Here is an 18,612-nt window from a genome sequence, read left to right on the forward strand (position 1 = left end):
TAGATAAACTAATTGTGGACTATGGCTATAGTATCTCATTTTATTTTCTAGTCAATATTGCTTTTTTATTTCAGCCATTTAAGATTTGCTAAAGAAATTCGAAGTAAAATACCGTTTCTATTTTTATTGGAAAGAATAATGACAAAACAAATTTTCACACAATCCCAACAAGTCGAAGAGGAAGAAATTCTGCCTAAGCAGGAATTTTATAATGTTGAAACCACCATTGATAACGAACCTTTAGAAGGGGAGTTGTTGGACGAGCAATTTGAGAAAATTGTGAAACCTAAATCGAATGGTTGGAAAACGGCTTTGAAATTGACCGCACTTTTATTTTTAGGAGCAACAGTTGCGCAATCTGTTCAATGGATTTGGGATAGTTATCAAAACCAACAATGGATTTATCTTGCTTTTGCCTTGGTGAGTTTTATTGTGGTGATGTTTGGTTTATCTGAAATCATCGCAGAATGGCGACGTTTGGTGAAACTCAAAAAGCGTTTGAATCTACAAGAACAAAGTCAGCGATTAATAGGTGAAAGTGCGGTTAAAAATCATAAAGTTTTTTCTGAACAGGATAGCGAGAAAGGAAAAGCCTTGTGTTTATCGATTGCTGATACCTTAAAATTGGATTCGCAACATCCCTCAATTGTCCAATGGGAAAAACAGCTGAATGAAAGTTATTCTGCTCGCGAAGTCACCCATTTATTCAGTAAGACGGTGTTACAGTCTTTTGATCAAAAAGCGAAAAAACTGATTACTAAAATGGCAGCAGAATCAGCGGTGATTGTGGCAATTAGCCCTTTGGCCGTTATTGATATGTTTTTTATTGCATGGCGAAATATTCGTTTAATCAATAAAATTGCAGCGATTTATGGGATTGAGCTAGGGTATTTTACCCGTCTTCGCTTACTTAGAATGGTGTTAGTGAATCTTGCTTTTGCAGGGGCAACGGAGATTGTGCAAGATTTAGGCATGGATTGGCTTTCGCAAGATATTACCGCGAAACTTTCTGCACGAGCAGCGCAGGGGATTGGCGTGGGATTATTAACGGCTAGATTGGGCATTAAGGCTATGGAGTTTTGTCGCCCACTGGCATTTGAAAAGTCGGAAAAACCAAAACTTTCTCATGTACAGAAAGAATTGTTGACGGTGATGAAAGATACGGTACTTGGCAAGACGAAAGTGAAAGAAAAAGAAGACGTGTAATAAAAAAGTGCGGTTAAAATTGACCGCACTTTTTTGTATAAGAGATGATTAAAGTCCTGCTTTCAAGCTTGCTTCAATAAAACGATCGAGATCGCCATCTAGTACAGCTTGTGTATTACGATTTTCAACGCCTGTACGGAGATCCTTAATACGTGCATCATCTAACACATAAGAACGAATTTGGCTGCCCCAACCAATATCAGATTTATTATCTTCCATCGCTTGTTTATCCGCATTTTTCTTTTGTAACTCAAGCTCATACAATTTCGCTTTTAACTGCTTCATGGCTTGATCTTTATTTTTGTGTTGAGAACGATCGTTTTGACATTGCACGACAATTCCACTTGGCATGTGAGTAATACGCACCGCACTTTCAGTTTTATTGACGTGCTGACCACCCGCACCAGATGCACGATAAACGTCAATACGTAAATCAGCCGGATTAATTTCAATATCAATATCGTCATCAATTTCAGGATAAACGAAAGCCGCTGCAAACGATGTATGACGTCGATTATTAGAGTCGAATGGGCTTTTGCGCACTAAACGATGAATACCGGTTTCCGTACGTAACCAACCGAAAGCGTATTCACCACTGACACGAATCGTCGCGGATTTTAAACCTGCGACATCACCATCAGAGACTTCCATTAATTCTGTTTTAAAGCCTTTGCTTTCCGCCCAACGGAGGTACATGCGAAGTAACATTTCCGTCCAGTCTTGCGCCTCTGTTCCACCAGAACCTGCTTGTAAATCGACATAACAATCACACGCATCATGTTCACCGCTAAACATGCGTCGGAATTCTAATTTGGCAAGTTGTTGTTCAAGCTCATCTAATTCAGCAACGGCCTCATTGAAGGTCTCTTCATCTTCCGCTTCAACTGCTAATTCAAGCAGCCCTTCAACATCTTCTAAACCTTGTTCTAAATTTTTGATGGTATCAACCACTTGTTCAAGTGAAACGCGTTCTTTTCCAAGCGCTTGGGCTTTTTCAGGTTCGTTCCACACGTCGGGTTGTTCTAATTCGGCATTAACTTCTTCTAAACGCTCAACTTTTGCGTCGAAGTCAAAGATACCCCCGAAGCACAGAAGTGCGTTCGGAAAGGTCGGCGATTTTGTTTTTGATTGGATTAATTTCAAACATAATAAATAAACCTCTATAAGCGACAGAAGTATAAGTCATTTTCAGTTTTTTGGGTAGTTTGGCTTGCACAAATCATCGATCCATTTATAATTCTAATCTTTGTTGTTTAGATATTTAGGAATAAAAATGAAAAAATTACTGACCGCACTTTTAATTGCTGCTTCTGCCACTGCAATGGCGAGTGATGCTGAGATTAAATCTAAGTTACAGGCATTAGGTGCGAAAAATATTGAGGTGAAAGATTCACCGGTAAAAGGCCTTAAAACAGCCGTGACTGATCAAGGCATTTTATATGTAAGTGAAAATGGTCAATATGTTTTGCAAGGCAAAATGTATGAATTAACAAATAAAGGCCCCGTTGATGTGGCTGGTAAACTTTTAGCTGATAAAGTGAATGCGTTAAAAAACGAAATGATCATTTATCCGGCAAAAAATGAAAAATATGTTGTGACAGTATTCATGGATATTACTTGCCATTATTGCCATATCCTTCATCAACAAGTGAAAGAATATAATGATTTAGGTATTACCGTTCGTTATCTTGCATTCCCGCGTGCTGGAATGAATGAAACTGCTCGCCAAATGGAAGCCATTTGGACAGCGAAAGATCCTGTATTTGCATTGAATGAAGCTGAAAAAGGTAACTTACCGAAAGAATTGAAAACACCTAACATTGTGAAAAAACACTATGATTTAGGTGTACAACTTGGTGTGAAAGGTACGCCAAGTATTGTGACTTCAACAGGTGAAATGCTTGGGGGATATTTAAAACCTCAAGATTTATTAGCTGTGTTACAAGAATCAGCACAATAATTGTTAGTAGCGAGGGCGTATGATATACGCCCTTAAAATATTCATATAATCAAAGCACATATCAAATGTTCCTTTAGTGATCATTTAAAATAATGAAACACCGTGAAAAAACTCATCAAACGTCGTGAAATTCCCGCTGGAAATCCTGTTTCAGATAATGCATTACTCGATCGTCTCTACCGTTCTCGCCATATTAAAAATAGCCAAGAATTAGACCGCACTTTGCAATCAATGCTGAATCCCAATCAATTACATGGTATTCAACAAGCCGTAGATTTATTGCTCGAGGCTTATCAACAGCAACAAAATATTGTTATCGTGGGTGATTTTGATGCTGATGGGGCGACCAGTACAGCACTTTCAGTGTTAGCTTTGCGTATGCTTGGCTTTACTGATGTAGAATATCTGGTGCCCAATCGTTTTGAGCAAGGCTATGGTTTGAGTGTACCCGTTGCTGAAATGGCAATGGAAAAAGGCGTACAGTTATTGATGACGGTGGATAACGGGGTATCGTCTTTTGAGGGCGTGGCGTATTTAAAAGATCAAGGGGTAAAGGTGTTAATTACCGATCATCACTTACCACCAGAAATACTGCCGAATGCTGATGCCATTGTTAATCCAAATTTGCAACAATGTGATTTCCCTTCAAAATGTTTAGCCGGCGTAGGTGTAGCATTCTATTTAATGCTCGCTTTACGTGCCAAATTTCGCGAGTTGGGCATTTTTACGGCTGAAACACAGCCTAATTTTACTGAATTACTGGATTTAGTCGCGCTCGGCACAATTGCGGATGTCGTTCCCCTTGATCAAAATAACCGTATTTTAGCCCATCAAGGGTTGATGAGAATTCGTGCGAAACGTTGTCGACCAGGAATTATTGCTCTCGCTGAAGTGGCTAATCGAGAAGTTGAAAAACTTTGTTCGGCTGATTTGGGCTTTGCGATTGCCCCACGTTTAAATGCAGCGGGTCGATTAGATAATATGTCTGTCGGTGTGGAGTTATTACTTGCAGAAAGCATGCAAGAGGCAAGAGCTCAAGCCTTAGATTTGGACAGTTTAAATCAGGCTCGAAAAGAAATTGAGCAAGGCATGAAGTTGGAAGCCTTAGAGATTTGCCGAAATCTCACCGCACTTTCTGATGAATTACCGATGGGGATCGCCTTATTTCAGAAAGATTGGCATCAAGGTGTTTTAGGTATTGTGGCTTCTCGTATTAAAGATCAATACCATCGACCCGTTATTGCTTTTGCGCAAGATCAAGAAGGTATTTTAAAAGGTTCTGCACGTTCAATTGAAGGCTTGCATATGCGCGATGTATTAGAGCGTATTCATTCCCAACATCCTGATATGATTTTAAAATTTGGTGGTCATGCCATGGCAGCAGGATTAAGCATTAAAGAAAGCTTTTTCCCTGATTTTCAAAAGATTTTTAATCAAACGGTGCAAGATTGGTTAAATGAAGATCAATTACAAGGTGTGATTTGGACGGATGGTGAACTTCGAGCAAATGAATTTAGTATTGAAACTGCAGAAGTGATAAAATCTGGCGGACCTTGGGGACAAGCCTTTCCTGAGCCTGTTTTTGATGGTGAATTTAAAATTTTTGAGCAACGAGCAATCGGACAGAATCAAAATCATTTAAAAATGCTTGTTGAGCCTAAAAATGGTGGTCCATTATTAGATGCCATTGCGTTTAATATCGATACTCGGTATTATCCCGATTTGTCGATTAAGCAGGCAAAATTTGCTTATAAGTTAGAAATTAATGAGTTTCGTGGAAATCGAAACCTCCAATTATTAGTCGATTATATTGAACCAATTGGTTAATTTATGAAAAAAGTTTGGCAGAATAAATTATTAAAAGGATCCTTTGCAATGATATTGCTGAGTGTGACAAATGTCGCATTCGGTGAAGTCAATGCAAAGGATTTTTCTGCCAAAAATTCACCGCACTTACCGCCAGCGAATGTGGCACAATTTGAAGATGGTCGAGATTATTTTTCATATCAAGAACCGATTGAACAAGCTAAAAGAAACGATCGTAAAATTCCTATCCAATTTTTCTTTGATTATGACTGTCGAGTTTGTTCTTCAGCTCAAGATATTTTGCAACTTTATAGCCAAATTCGTCCTAATAAAGTCGCATTAGAAGAGCATCCAGTCGCCACAAATGAAGCTAAATTTTCAGCCACAATATTCTATACATTACAGCGTTTAAAAGTGGACGAGCTGTCAGATGTGCTGTTATTTGAAACCTCTGAAAAGGCGCGCTATACCGAATTATCCACATTAGATAAGATGCGTGAATGGGTTGTCTCACAAGGGATTAGTAAAGCTGAATTTAATAAGGTCGTCCATTCCAAAGAAGTGAAAGAGGATGTGAGTAACGCCATTTATTTGACAGAAGAATATGGTGTCTTTACTTTTCCTTATGTGGTTGTGGACGGAAAATATGTTCTCACCGCGAGTACGCTGTATAACGATGATTATGGCGTAGCAGTATTAGATTTCTTAGTGAATAAACTCGAACAAGAAAGGAAAAAATAATGAAAATCGGGATTGTTGGTGCAATGGCACAAGAAGTGGAAATTTTATCCCAATTAATGACAGATAAAAGAGAAACAAAAGTGGCAAGTGCGGTCATTTTTGAAGGCAAAATTAATGGCAAAGAGGTCGCATTATTGCAATCAGGGATTGGTAAAGTCGCCGCGGCTATTGGCACTACCGCTTTATTACAATTGGCTAAACTGGATGTGGTTTTAAATACCGGCTCAGCAGGTGGTGTGGCAAAAGGCTTAAAGGTAGGAGATATCGTTATTTCCGATGAAACCCGCTATCACGATGCTGATGTGACAGCTTTCGGTTATGAAAAAGGTCAATTACCCGCAAATCCAGCAGCTTTCCTTTCGGATAAACAATTAGCCGATTTAGCCGATGAAATTGCACAGTCACAAGGGCAAAATGTAAAACGTGGTTTAATTTGCTCGGGAGATAGCTTTATTAATAGCGAAGAAAAAATTGCTCAAATTAAAGCGGATTTCCCAAATGTGACAGCAGTAGAAATGGAAGCAACAGCAATTGCACAAGTTTGTCATGCCTTTAACGTACCTTTTGTGGTCGTTCGAGCTATTTCTGATGCAGGCGATGGCGAAGCGAGTATGTCATTTGAAGAATTTCTCCCACTTGCAGCAAAACAATCATCGGCATTAGTGTTGGGCATGATAGATAGATTGTAAACTTATATATAAAATCATTATATAATAGGGAAATCAGTTATTAGATAGCCTTTTATAAAACACATAAAATCAAAAGCCTCCGCAATGGAGGCTTATTTTTTATAACAATAAAAGGATTATCAAAATGCTAAACATCATACATAAAACTCTTGCAGGAGGATTGCTGTTATTGCTGTCTTTCTTTTCACAAGCTGATGACGCAAGTCCTTTACGAGTAGGAATTGATTTAACTTATGCTCCTTATGCTTACTTAGATAATAAAGAGGCCAGCGGATTTGATCCTGATTTAATGCGATTACTTGGAAAAAATCTGAATCGTCAAGTTGAGTTTAAAGACACTCGAATTGAAAATATTATTATTGGGTTAAATGCTGGACATTATGATCTTGTTGCTTCAGCTTTATATGTTAATCCTCAACGTGCGAAGCAAGTTGATTTTCTCCCTTATTTACAAACCGGGGGAGTTCTTGTTGTCCGAGGTAACGATAGCTTTTCTCCACAAAAATTAGAGGATCTTTGTGGTAAAAGCATTTCTTCAATGAAAGGTGCTGCTTGGATTCCAACGATGAATGAGGTTTCAGAAAAGTATTGTGCGCCTAAAAATCTAAAACCGCTTATTGTGAAAGAGTATCCGAGTGCGCCAGAGGCTGCTCAAGCACTTTTATCTGGTGGTGTTGATGTTCAGTATGAAGACGCAGCCGTTGCACAGATGGTGATTAATCAATTAGGTGATCGTTTAAAAATTACAAATAAAGAACAGTTATATCCGGTATTGATTGGACTTGCTTTTAATAAGAGTGACTTATCTGGTAAGGCAGTTATTGCACATGCGATAAAAGATACTTTAGCAGATGGTTCATATCAAAAATTACTAAAAAAATATAACCTTGAGTTTCCAAATGAAGCATTATTAAAACAAAATGGACTAGAAAACGCCTTAGATAATGCGATTTTAGCTAGTGAAAATGGAAATGATAAAACGATATCAAAAGGTTTTAATTGGTCATATTTAGCGAGTTTATTCGTAAATACTGATTTCTGGAAAGCTGTTTTAACCGTATTTGAGTTAAGTACATTAACTTGGATCTTTGCTGTTATTTGGGGATTTTTTCTTGCACTTGGAACTCAATCGAATAAAAAACTAGTTAGTAAATTTTCGAATACTTATATCTGGTTGTTTCGTAGTTTACCTTTATTAGTGTTATTAATTTTTATATATAATGTGCCTCAATTCTGGAGTGCTAGTTCTGTTTTATTATCGAACCCATTTATTGCAGGTTTAATTGCTATGGTGCTCAGTGAATCTGCTTATATAGCAGAAATTCATCGTGGAGCATTATCCTCTATACCTAAAGGTCAATATGAAGCCGGTAAAGTATTAGGAATTCGATTCTGGGGGCTTCAACGTTTAATTATTATTCCTCAAGCATTAAAAGTAGCCTTACCTCCACTGACCAACCAATATATTACAATTGTCAAATTAACCTCTCTTGTTTCGGTTATTTCTTTAACTGAGATTTTACTGGTAGGGCAACAGCTTTATACGCGTAATTTTTTAGTATTAGAAACTTTGCTCGCAGTTGCATTTTATTACATTGTTATCGTGAGTTTCCTGTCTTGGATACTAAAAAAAGTTGAAAGTAAATTAGATGTATCTTTAATAAAAAATGAAAATTATGCCGAGGTTGCTATCGATAAGTCAGCATTGTTACCTTATAGTATTTTGAAAACTGAACATACTAATAGCGATGAAGCATTGAGTGTGCATGGGGTAAAAAAATCCTTTAACGGCGTACAAGTTTTAAAAGGTATTGATCTTTCTTTAAAATGGGGAGAGGTTCTTTCTATTATTGGTTACTCAGGATCTGGTAAAACAACGTTAATTCGAAGTATTAATGGTTTAGAATCGTTAGATGAAGGAGGTATCAAATTAGAAGGTGAAGACTTTATTAATGGTAGCCATTTTGTTTCAAATTCGGTGGGTAAAATTGTGAATTTAGGAATGGTATTCCAAAATTATAATTTATTTCCGCATAAGACCGTATTAGAAAACCTTCTCCTTGCTCCTGAGTATCATAATAAGCCTAAAGATGAGACTAGATTATTGGCTTTAGCTATGCTTGATAAAGTGGGTATGTTGCAACATGCCAATAAATACCCACATCAATTATCGGGTGGTCAACAACAGCGAGTAGCTATTGCAAGAGCTTTAGTGATGAAACCTAAAATTATGCTGTTTGATGAGCCAACTTCGGCATTGGATCCTACACTAGTTGGAGAAGTATTACTTGTTATGGAAGAACTTGCAAAAGAAGGAATGACAATGATTATTGTGAGTCATGAGATGCAATTCGCAATGCGGGTATCAGATAAAATTGCGTTTATGGATTCTGGTGAAATTGCATTTTTACAAACTCCAAATGAGTTAAGAAATAATGATGATCCTCGAATTCGTCGATTTATTAATAATGAAATTTTACGTAACGATTTTGTAATTTAAAGGAGTGAAAATGAATAAAGATTTTCCTGAGTTTGTCGAGATTGGCATTTTACAGCAACGTAAAATTGAAGCCGAAATAATTAAACCTATTTACGAAATTATGAAACGTGAATTTGGTTTAGATAAAGCTAAATCTATCATAGAGGAAGCTGTAGCTAATGCTGCAATAGATGCAGGAAAGGAATATGCAAAACGAGAACTTAATGGTACAAGTGTAGAGAGTTTTGTGGCCTTACAATATTTATGGGAAAAGGATGATGCATTACGTATAGAGGTTATTAATAATGATCATTATAAATATGATTATAATGTACATCGTTGTCGTTATGCTGAAATGTACAAAGAAATGGGATTAGAAGAAATTGGTTTCCTACTTTCTTGTAACCGAGATAGCAAATTTATTGAGGGATATGCACCAAATGTGAGTTTAAGTCGACCTCATACAGTCATGAATGGTGATGGCTTTTGTGATTTTAGATATCGATTACAAGAAGAGTCAGCTAAAAATGAGGAACAGCATGAATGTTAATAATTCAAGATTACTTCATTTGTTAGATGTCTTTTCTCAATTTGGGAAAACCCCATTAAATGGTGTAACAAGACTTGCATTAAGTAATGAGGATAAACTTACAAGAGATTATTTGATTCAACTTTCTAAAGAAGCAGGCTTTTCGATAAAAATAGATGCAATTGGTAATATTTTTATTCGTCGTAGTGGAAAGGATAATCAGTTAGCTCCAATATTAATGGGTTCTCATGGTGATTCTCAACCATTAGGTGGTCGTTACGATGGTATTTATGGGGTGTTAGCTGGATTAGAAGTGTTATTGTCATTAAATGATCATAATATTGAAACAGAGAGGCCAATTGATCTTGTTATGTGGACAAATGAAGAAGGGGCTAGATTTTCTCCTGCTATGATGGGTGCTTCAGTTTTTATTGGTAATTTATCTCTTACAGCTGCATTATCTGAAAAAGATAAGGACGGTATTTCAGTCGAGGAAGCTTTAAATAATATTAACTATTTAGGCACAGACGATTTTTCATCATATCATCCTTATGCTGTATTAGAGCTTCATATCGAGCAAGGTCCTGTTTTAGAAAATAATCAGACTGAGATAGGTGTGGTAACTGGTGCATTAGGACAGAACTGGTATCAAATTACATTGACGGGATTATCTTCTCATGCTGGAACTACGCCAATGAATATGCGCCAAGATGCATCTGTAGGCATGGCCAATGCGATAGTCAAATTTAATAAATTAGGTTTGAGAGAGATGGCGAATCAGGGGCGTGTGACTGTTGGCCAGATTAAATTAACACCTAATTCGCCCAATGTAATTCCAGGTGAAGCTTATTTCACGCTAGAGGTTCGTCATCCTAATGAACAAAGTTTAATAAATATAGATAGGGAAATTTATCAGATTTTGAATGATATTGCTCGAGAAAATCATTTAGTGTTGGATATTAAGAAAGTTGTTTCTTTATCTCCAGTTAAATTTAATTCGGAGTTGATTAAAACGGTCCAAGAAAGTTGTGATTCATTAGGTTATTCTTGGGAGTATATTGTTTCTGGAGCTGGTCATGATGCTTGTCAATTAAATCATAAATTTCCAACATCAATGATATTTATTCCTTGTGTTAATGGATTAAGCCATAATGAGGCAGAAAATATTACTGATGATTGGTGTGAAAATGGGGCAAGAGTGCTACTTAATTCCACAGTGGCTCTCGCTAATAAAATTTAAAAAGCAATAATGAGGAGAATAAGGTAAAATTCTCCACATTATTATTTTTGCTGGAGATTTTTATGGGTATGATTATCACCGTTGATGGCCCAAGTGGGGCTGGAAAAGGAACGCTTTGCTATGCATTGGCAGAGAAGTTAGGTTTTACCTTATTAGATAGTGGTGCCATTTATCGCGTGACGGCATTAGCTGCGCTGAAACGTCATGCAGATTTAACCGATGAAGAAGGATTAGCGGAGTTAGCACGTCATTTAGATATTCAGTTCATTCCAAAGAATGGAGAAGTCAATGTGTTTCTTGGTGGGATGGATGTAAGCCATTTAATCCGTACGCAAGAAGTGGCGGAAGCAGCTTCAAAAGTCGCTGTTTTTCCTAAAGTGCGGTCAGCTTTACTGCAACTTCAGCAGGATTTTGGTAAAAATGATGGCCTGATTGCGGACGGGCGAGATATGGGAACGGTGGTTTTCCCAAATGCACAAGTTAAACTGTTTTTAGATGCAAGTGCGGAAGAACGTGCAAAAAGACGCTATAAACAGTTGCAAAATAAGGGAATTAATGGTAACTTTGCACAGATTTTAGCCGAGATACAAGAACGCGATTTTCGTGATAGAAATCGTGAGGTTGCGCCATTGAAACCGGCTGATGATGCTTTATTGTTAGATAGCACAACATTGAGTATTGATGAAGTCATTGCTCAAGCGTTAGCTTATATTCAAGAAAAAGCGTCAATTTCGATTTAACTGTTTATTCAAGGAAGAGTAGACATTTATCCTCAACCCCGCATTTTATGGATCTTAATGTGGATGTTATTAACTTAAATTAAGAAGATTATTTATATGTCAGAATCTTTTGCTCAACTCTTTGAAGAATCATTAAAAGGCCTTGAAACCCGTCAAGGTTCAATCGTTAGCGGTACTGTTGTTGCTATTCAAAAAGGCTTTGTACTTGTTGATGCAGGCTTAAAATCTGAATCTGCAATTCCTGTTGCTGAATTCCAAAACGCTCAAGGTGAACTTGAAGTTAAAGTTGGCGACACAGTAAACGTAGCTTTAGATGCAGTTGAAGATGGTTACGGCGAAACTAAACTTTCTCGTGAGAAAGCGGTTCGTCACGAATCTTGGATTGAATTAGAAAAAGCTTACGAAGAAAAAGCGACCGTTATCGGTTTAATCAACGGTAAAGTGAAAGGCGGTTTCACAGTTGAGTTAAACGGTGTTCGTGCATTCTTGCCAGGCTCATTAGTTGATACACGTCCTGCGCGTGAAGCTGATCACCTACTTGGTAAAGAATTAGAATTCAAAGTAATCAAATTAGATCAAAAACGTAACAACGTTGTTGTTTCTCGTCGTGCAGTGATCGAATCTGAAAACAGCCAAGAACGTGAACAAATCCTTGAGAACCTAGCTGAAGGTTCAGAAGTTAAAGGTATCGTTAAAAACTTAACTGACTACGGTGCATTCGTAGATTTAGGTGGCGTTGACGGTTTATTACACATCACTGATATGGCTTGGAAACGTGTTAAACACCCAAGCGAAATCGTGAATGTAGGCGACGAAGTAACTGTTAAAGTATTAAAATTTGACAAAGATCGTACTCGCGTATCTTTAGGATTAAAACAATTAGGTCAAGATCCTTGGGTTGCTATCGCTGAAAACCACCCAGTAAACAGCAAATTAACTGGTAAAGTAACTAACTTAACTGACTATGGTTGTTTCGTTGAAATCTTAGATGGCGTTGAAGGTTTAGTTCACGTTTCTGAAATGGATTGGACTAACAAAAACATCCACCCATCTAAAGTTGTAAGCTTAGGCGATACAGTTGAAGTGATGGTGTTAGAAGTTGATGAAGAACGTCGTCGTATTTCTTTAGGTTTAAAACAATGCAAACCTAACCCATGGACTCAATTCGCTGAAACTCACAACAAAGGCGACAAAGTTACTGGTAAAATCAAATCAATTACTGATTTCGGTATCTTCATTGGTCTTGAAGGTGGTATCGACGGTTTAGTTCACTTATCTGATATTTCTTGGAATGTTGCAGGTGAAGAAGCAGTTCGTAACTACAAAAAAGGTGATGAAGTTTCTGCAGTAGTATTAGCAGTAGATGCAGTGAAAGAACGTATTTCTTTAGGTATCAAACAACTTGAAGATGATCCATTCAACAACTTCGTAGCTATCAACAAAAAAGGTGCAGTAATCTCTGCAACTGTTGTTGAAGCTGACGCTAAAGGTGCTAAAGTTGAATTAGCAGGTGGCGTTGAAGGTTATATCCGTGCAGCAGACTTAACAAACGAAGTTGCAGCAGGTGATGTAGTTGAAGCGAAATACACTGGTGTTGATCGTAAAGCACGTATCGTTCACTTATCTGTAAAAGCGAAAGATCAAGCTGAAGAAGCAGCTGCAGTTGCAAACGCGAATAACAAACAAGAAGATGTTGCTATTCCAAACGCAATGGCTGAAGCTTTCAAAGCAGCTAAAGGTGAATAATTAATTCACATGAATAAGGCTGGGTCATGGACTCAGCCTTATTATTACCGGCTATAATTTACAAGGATTTAGCGGTAATTTATTATGAACTAATACATTACCCGTAAGTCTTAATAACAAGTTTAAGTATAAATTTAAAGGAGAGTTGACGATGACTAAATCTGAACTAATTGAAAATCTATCAACAAAGCACCCAACTTTATCCGCAAAAGAAGTAGAAGGTATTGTAAAGGATATTCTTGAACTTATTGCACAATCTTTAGAAGAAGGTAACCGTATTGAAGTTCGTGGTTTTGGTAGCTTCTCTTTACACCATCGTCAACCGCGAGTAGGCCGTAATCCTAAAACCGGTGATTCTGTAAAATTAGATGCTAAATCGGTACCGCACTTTAAAGCAGGTAAAGAATTAAAAGATCGCGTAAATGTTTTTGCTTAAACATTCAATCGATATCAATAAAACGACACTTAGGTGTCGTTTTTTATTACAAATTTTGGCATAATGAAACTATTCTTAACAAGGAGATTGTGATGATTAAATATATTCTCGGACTCATTATTGTGCTAGCTATCGTAATCGTTGCGGTAACTATAGGGGCGAATAATGATCAAGTAATCACCTTTAACTACATTGTTGCTGAAAGCCAATTCCAACTTTCAACGCTAGTCGCGATTTTATTTGGTTTTGGATTAATTTTAGGTTGGTTAATTACTGGATTCTTCTACTTAAAATTAAAATTCAAAAATATGTCGTTAGCGCGTCAAGTTAAACGTCAAACATTACAAATTAACGAATTAACGACTACTCGCGATAAGGCAGTATAATGCTTGAATTACTCTTTCTGCTTCTGCCAATAGCCGCCGCTTACGGTTGGTATATGGGGCATCGGAGTGCCAAGAAAGATCAGGAAGATATTAGTAATAAACTCTCCCGTGATTATGTCACGGGGGTCAATTTTTTGCTTTCCAATCAAACGGATAAAGCCGTTGATTTGTTTCTTGATATGTTGCAAAAACAAGAAACAGAAAATGAAATTGAAAGCAACTCACAATTTGAAGCTGAGTTAACGCTCGGTAATCTTTTCCGTTCTCGAGGCGAAGTGGATCGTGCTTTGCGGATCCATCAAGCACTCGATCGTAGTCCCAATTATTCTTTCGAACAAAAATTATTAGCTAAACAGCAACTTGCCAAAGATTTCATGACAGTCGGTTTTTATGACCGCGCTGAAGCCCTTTATATTATTATGGTAGATGAGCCAGAGTTTGCAGAAAATGCACTTCAACAGCTTTTGGTGATTTATCAAAAAACAAAAGAATGGAAAAAAGCCGTTAATATCGCAGAGAAGCTTGCCAAGATCTCACCCAAAGAAAATAATGTGGAATTAGCACAATGTTATTGTGAATATGCCTTAAGTGGTGAACTTGAAAGTGCGGTCGAAAAACGTAGTATTTTACAAAAAGCGCTGAATGTATCTCCAACCAGTGTGAGAGCATCAATGCTGCTTGCTGATTTAGAAATGGCCAATAAAAACTATCGACAAGCCATTCACTTTTTAGAGAATATTCTTGAGCAAAATCCAATTTATATTGGTGAAGTGTTGAAAACGCTCAAATATTGTTATGATGAATTAGGAGAGAGAGATAACTTTGAGTTATTTCTAATTCGAGCCAGTCAGCAGGTTAACAATACTAAAGTCGATTTAATGTTAGCAAGCGTGATTGAAGAGAAAGATGGCAAGAGTGCCGCACAATCAAAACTTTATCAGCAGTTAACAAAACATCCGAGTACATCTATTTTCCACCGTTTTATTCAATTCCAAATTGATGATGCAGAGGAAGGGCGAGGTAAAGAAAGCTTAATTTTGCTACATAAAATGGTCGGTGAGAGAATTAAGCAAAGCTTTGGTTATCGTTGCTCAAATTGCGGTTATCAAACCCATAAATTAATGTGGAATTGTCCTTCTTGCAAACAGTGGGAATCCATCAAACCAGAACATAATTAATTGACACAGAGAGGTAAAATTATGAATAGCAAAGTAATCGTTGCATTAGATTACGAAACAGAAGCACAAGCGCTATCCCTCGTGGATCAAATTGATCCAAGCTTATGCCGTTTAAAAGTGGGTAAAGAAATGTTTACCACACTGGGAACCAGTTTCGTTAAGCAATTACACGAGCGTCAATTTGATGTTTTCCTCGATCTTAAATTTCATGATATTCCGAATACTGTGGCAAGAGCAGTGCGTTCTGCGGCTGATTTAGGGGTATGGATGGTTGATGTCCATGCTAGCGGTGGTCTAAAAATGATGGAAGAGGCGAAGAAAATTCTCGAGCCTTATGGAAAAGACGCACCGTTATTAATTGCAGTAACCGTATTGACCAGTATGGAAGATTTGGATTTATTACAAATTGGTATTAATTCTTCACCACTTGAACATGTATTACGTCTTGCGCATTTAACCCAGCGAGCGGGATTAGATGGCGTCGTTTGTTCACCACAGGAAGTGGAGATCTTACGCAATACTTGTGGTCCTGATTTTAAATTAGTCACCCCAGGGATTCGTCCAATTGGTAGTGATTTTGGTGATCAGCGTCGTGTCATGACACCAGCTGCTGCTATTAGATCTGGTTCTGATTATTTAGTAATCGGTCGTCCAATTACGCAAGCTGAAAATCCAGCTGAAGTGCTTCGTTCAATTAATGCATCAATTGAGTAATATGACTGAGAGTACTTTAGTTTATTCTACCGAAGTTGGTCGAATTAAAGAGCAAAAGCAGCCGGTACAACGCCCTAAAGGTGATGGTGTGGTTCGCATCCAAAAACAAACCAGTGGTCGAAAAGGTGCGGGTGTTTCAGTGGTTACGGGACTAGATTTATCTGATGATGAATTGAAAAAGTTAGCGGCTGAACTTAAAAAACGTTGTGGTTGTGGTGGTTCGGTTAAAGACGGCAACATTGAGATTCAAGGTGAAAAACGCGATTTACTTAAACAACTTTTAGAACAAAAAGGGTTTAAAGTAAAATTAGCGGGTGGCTAAAATAAAACAAAAAATCCATCTTCAATTGAAGATGGATTTTTTCATAATTAGCCTTCCATAAAGTTTGGTTGGTAGGCAAAGAACATTGCACCTAAGAAACTTAACAAGGCAAATGCCAGAAATGCACTGTTTGGGTTGACCGCTTTACGACTAAAATATTTAGCCGAGAAGAAGATATAAAGCACAAGCATGATGATTTTAATGACCAACCAGCTTTGTAGCTGATAACCGACCAAGAAGAAAATCGTTAAGCCGCTTGCAATTAAAAGTGTATCAACTAAGTGTGGTAAAATTTTTAGCAGTTTAATCGCGCGCCAATTTTTCCCACTTAATTGCATTCCCCCACGGATAATTAATAATCCTAAACTTAAAAATGCACAAACAATGTGCAAATAAACTAACATAATCACTCCAGATGTAAAAGGAAAGTGCGGTCAAAAATAACCGCACTTCGAATTTTTATTTTGCAATACGTTTATATTTTATACGATGTGGTTGTGTTGCGGCTTCACCTAAGGTTTTCTTTTTCCACTCTTCGTAGTCTGAGAAGTTACCTTCGTAGAACGTCACTTTACCTTCATCACCGTAATCTAAAATATGAGTTGCAATACGGTCTAAGAACCAACGGTCATGGGAAATCACCATTGCACAACCTGGGAATTCTAAGATCGCATTTTCTAACGCACGTAAAGTTTCAACGTCTAAGTCATTGGTCGGTTCGTCCAATAACAGTACGTTACCACCACGTTGTAGAAGTTTAGCTAAGTGTAAACGACCACGTTCACCACCCGATAATTCGCCCACACGTTTCTGTTGATCTACGCCTTTGAAGTTGAAGCGTCCAACATACGCACGGCTTGGAATTTCAAAGTTACCAATAGTGAGAATATCTTGTCCATTAGACACTTCTTCCCATACAGTTTTCTTATCATCCATTGAGTCACGGAACTGATCGACAGAGGCAAGAACAACAGTTTCACCCATCGTAATTGAGCCGCTATCCGGTTGTTCTTGACCTGAAAGCATACGGAATAGGGTAGATTTACCCGCACCGTTCGCTCCGATAATACCCACGATAGCCCCTTTGGGAATGCTGAATGATAAATCGTCGATTAAAGTACGATCACCGTAGGATTTGGTGAGGTTTTGCACTTCGATCACTTTATCACCTAAACGTGGACCAGGTGGAATAAAGAGCTCATTGGTCTCATTACGTTTTTGGTATTCGCCAGAGTTCAATTCATCAAAGCGCGCCATACGTGCTTTGCTTTTCGCTTGACGGCCTTTCGGATTTTGACGAACCCATTCTAACTCTTTCGCAATCGATTTTTGACGTGCATTTTCAGTTGCTTGTTCTTGTTCTAAACGTTTCTCTTTTTGCTCTAACCAAGAAGAGTAGTTGCCTTCCCAAGGGATACCTTCACCACGGTCAAGCTCTAAGATCCAACCTGCTACATTATCTAAGAAGTAACGGTCGTGGGTAATCGCCACAACGGTACCTTCGTAGTCATGTAAGAAACGCTCTAACCATGCTACAGATTCAGCATCTAAGTGGTTGGTTGGTTCGTCTAATAAGAGCATGTCTGGTTTTTCGAGTAATAAGCGACAAAGTGCGACGCGACGACGTTCGCCCCCTGATAAATGCTCAATTTTTGCATCCCAATCTGGTAAACGTAATGCATCTGCTGCACGTTCTAATTGGTTATCTAAATTATGGCCATCGTGTGCTTGAATAATGGCTTCAAGGTTTGCTTGTTCTGCCGCTAATTTATCAAAATCCGCATCAGGATCTGCATAAAGTGCATAGACTTCATCTAAGCGAGTCAGTGCATTTTTCACTTCAGAAACGGCTTCTTCTACCGCTTCACGCACTGTTTGTTGCGGATCAAGTTTTGGTTCTTGTGGAAGATAACCAATTTTGATACCCGGTTGTGGACGAGCTTCACCTTCGAACTCTTTATCCACGCCCGCCATAATGCGTAAGAGGGTTGATTTACCCGCACCATTTAAGCCTAGAACCCCGATTTTTGCACCAGGGAAGAAGCTTAAAGAAATATCTTTCAAAATATGACGCTTTGGTGGCACCACTTTGCCGACATGGTGCATCGTATATACAAATTGCGTTGACATAATTTTCTCGATGTTATGAATAAAAGTGCGGTTATTTTACTTGATGTTTAGGGAATAAGCTATTTGAAAGGCAAAAAAAACCACCCATACAGGGTGGTAGGAAAGTAGTTTAGCTATATTTATGATTATTTTATTTAGGAACTTTATGAATATCAAGCAATCACTTGACGAAACAGATAGTACATAAATTTCAGTTATAAGGGAAATGCGAATGAATAATTTTTTGATAAAAATCAATAAAATCATAGGATTTTTTACTTTTAGACTGATTTTTATTCGATTTTGATTGGGAACTGCTTGTGATAAAATC

General features: G+C 37.8%; 18 protein-coding genes and 1 pseudogene. 16 read left to right on the forward strand and 3 right to left on the reverse strand.

Annotated features, from left to right (window positions below; all coding sequences use genetic code 11):
* Positions 1–138: 138 nt before the first annotated feature.
* Complete coding sequence (locus HMPREF2750_RS01600) at positions 139–1,206, forward strand: TIGR01620 family protein (RefSeq protein ID WP_070582316.1); 1,068 nt, start codon at positions 139–141, stop codon at positions 1,204–1,206.
* A gap of 48 nt (positions 1,207–1,254) precedes the next feature.
* On the opposite strand, the gene prfB is transcribed toward HMPREF2750_RS01600, so the two are convergent.
* Positions 1,255–2,353 (reverse strand): peptide chain release factor 2 gene (prfB, locus tag HMPREF2750_RS09830; RefSeq protein ID WP_115912626.1). Its coding sequence is split into 2 segments (ribosomal slippage): positions 1,255–2,277 and positions 2,279–2,353, totalling 1,098 coding nucleotides; the frame shifts between segments, so codons are not numbered across the junction.
* 126 nt (positions 2,354–2,479) lie between these two features.
* On the opposite strand from prfB, the gene dsbC reads away from it, so the two are divergent.
* From dsbC to yciH, 15 genes and pseudogenes are all read left to right on the forward strand, one after another.
* On the forward strand, positions 2,480–3,166 hold the full coding sequence (gene dsbC, locus HMPREF2750_RS01605) for a bifunctional protein-disulfide isomerase/oxidoreductase DsbC (RefSeq protein WP_070582317.1): 687 nt from the start codon (positions 2,480–2,482) through the stop codon (positions 3,164–3,166).
* A 102-nt stretch (positions 3,167–3,268) separates the two neighbouring features.
* Complete coding sequence (recJ, locus tag HMPREF2750_RS01610) at positions 3,269–4,993, forward strand: single-stranded-DNA-specific exonuclease RecJ (RefSeq protein ID WP_070582318.1); 1,725 nt, start codon at positions 3,269–3,271, stop codon at positions 4,991–4,993.
* Positions 4,994–5,041: 48 nt separating this feature from the next.
* Positions 5,042–5,713 carry a thiol:disulfide interchange protein DsbA/DsbL gene (locus HMPREF2750_RS01615; protein ID WP_261660555.1) on the forward strand — a complete coding sequence of 224 codons (672 nt, stop codon included), beginning with the start codon at positions 5,042–5,044 and terminating at the stop codon, positions 5,711–5,713.
* The gene (locus tag HMPREF2750_RS01620) at positions 5,713–6,402 is read left to right on the forward strand and encodes a 5'-methylthioadenosine/adenosylhomocysteine nucleosidase (RefSeq protein ID WP_070582320.1); all 690 of its coding nucleotides are present in this window, start codon (positions 5,713–5,715) and stop codon (positions 6,400–6,402) included. The genes HMPREF2750_RS01615 and HMPREF2750_RS01620 overlap by 1 nt, the downstream gene beginning before the upstream one ends.
* 124 nt (positions 6,403–6,526) lie before the next feature.
* A pseudogene (locus HMPREF2750_RS10175) lies at positions 6,527–8,038 on the forward strand (ABC transporter substrate-binding protein/permease); the annotation flags it as partial.
* A 120-nt stretch (positions 8,039–8,158) separates the two neighbouring features.
* Positions 8,159–8,902 carry an amino acid ABC transporter ATP-binding protein gene (locus HMPREF2750_RS10180; RefSeq protein WP_374110908.1) on the forward strand — a complete coding sequence of 248 codons (744 nt, stop codon included), beginning with the start codon at positions 8,159–8,161 and terminating at the stop codon, positions 8,900–8,902.
* Positions 8,903–8,912: 10 nt separating this feature from the next.
* Complete coding sequence (locus tag HMPREF2750_RS01630; protein WP_070582321.1) at positions 8,913–9,431, forward strand: L-2-amino-thiazoline-4-carboxylic acid hydrolase; 519 nt, start codon at positions 8,913–8,915, stop codon at positions 9,429–9,431.
* A complete protein-coding gene (locus tag HMPREF2750_RS01635; protein WP_222563113.1) occupies positions 9,421–10,650 on the forward strand; it encodes a M20 family metallo-hydrolase in 1,230 nt (409 codons plus the stop codon). The genes HMPREF2750_RS01630 and HMPREF2750_RS01635 overlap by 11 nt, the downstream gene beginning before the upstream one ends.
* Before the next feature lie 62 nt (positions 10,651–10,712).
* Positions 10,713–11,390, forward strand: a complete 678-nt coding sequence (gene cmk / locus HMPREF2750_RS01640) for a (d)CMP kinase (RefSeq protein ID WP_070582323.1) — start codon at positions 10,713–10,715, stop codon at positions 11,388–11,390.
* Between the two features lie 96 nt (positions 11,391–11,486).
* Positions 11,487–13,136: a 30S ribosomal protein S1 gene (gene rpsA, locus HMPREF2750_RS01645; protein WP_070582324.1), complete on the forward strand. Its 1,650-nt coding sequence runs from the start codon at positions 11,487–11,489 to the stop codon at positions 13,134–13,136.
* 151 nt (positions 13,137–13,287) lie between these two features.
* A complete protein-coding gene (locus tag HMPREF2750_RS01650) occupies positions 13,288–13,572 on the forward strand; it encodes an integration host factor subunit beta (RefSeq protein WP_005695916.1) in 285 nt (94 codons plus the stop codon).
* 92 nt (positions 13,573–13,664) lie between these two features.
* Positions 13,665–13,958 (forward strand): LapA family protein, encoded by a 294-nt coding sequence (locus tag HMPREF2750_RS01655; protein ID WP_049369025.1) that lies wholly within the window; start codon positions 13,665–13,667, stop codon positions 13,956–13,958.
* On the forward strand, positions 13,958–15,136 hold the full coding sequence (gene lapB / locus HMPREF2750_RS01660) for a lipopolysaccharide assembly protein LapB (RefSeq protein ID WP_070582325.1): 1,179 nt from the start codon (positions 13,958–13,960) through the stop codon (positions 15,134–15,136). The genes HMPREF2750_RS01655 and lapB overlap by 1 nt, the downstream gene beginning before the upstream one ends.
* A 21-nt stretch (positions 15,137–15,157) precedes the next feature.
* On the forward strand, positions 15,158–15,850 hold the full coding sequence (pyrF, locus tag HMPREF2750_RS01665) for an orotidine-5'-phosphate decarboxylase (RefSeq protein WP_049365886.1): 693 nt from the start codon (positions 15,158–15,160) through the stop codon (positions 15,848–15,850).
* Between the two features lies 1 nt (position 15,851).
* On the forward strand, positions 15,852–16,172 hold the full coding sequence (gene yciH, locus HMPREF2750_RS01670; RefSeq protein ID WP_070582326.1) for a stress response translation initiation inhibitor YciH: 321 nt from the start codon (positions 15,852–15,854) through the stop codon (positions 16,170–16,172).
* Positions 16,173–16,219: 47 nt separating this feature from the next.
* Here the strand turns inward: yciH and HMPREF2750_RS01675 are convergent, their stop codons facing one another.
* A complete protein-coding gene (locus HMPREF2750_RS01675; protein WP_070582327.1) occupies positions 16,220–16,576 on the reverse strand; it encodes a SirB2 family protein in 357 nt (118 codons plus the stop codon).
* A 55-nt stretch (positions 16,577–16,631) separates the two neighbouring features.
* Positions 16,632–18,302, reverse strand: a complete 1,671-nt coding sequence (gene ettA, locus HMPREF2750_RS01680) for an energy-dependent translational throttle protein EttA (protein WP_070582328.1) — start codon at positions 18,300–18,302, stop codon at positions 16,632–16,634.
* Positions 18,303–18,612: the final 310 nt, after the last annotated feature.

It is taken from the genome of Haemophilus sp. HMSC066D02 (assembly GCF_001810545.1).
GTDB lineage: Bacteria > Pseudomonadota > Gammaproteobacteria > Enterobacterales > Pasteurellaceae > Haemophilus_D.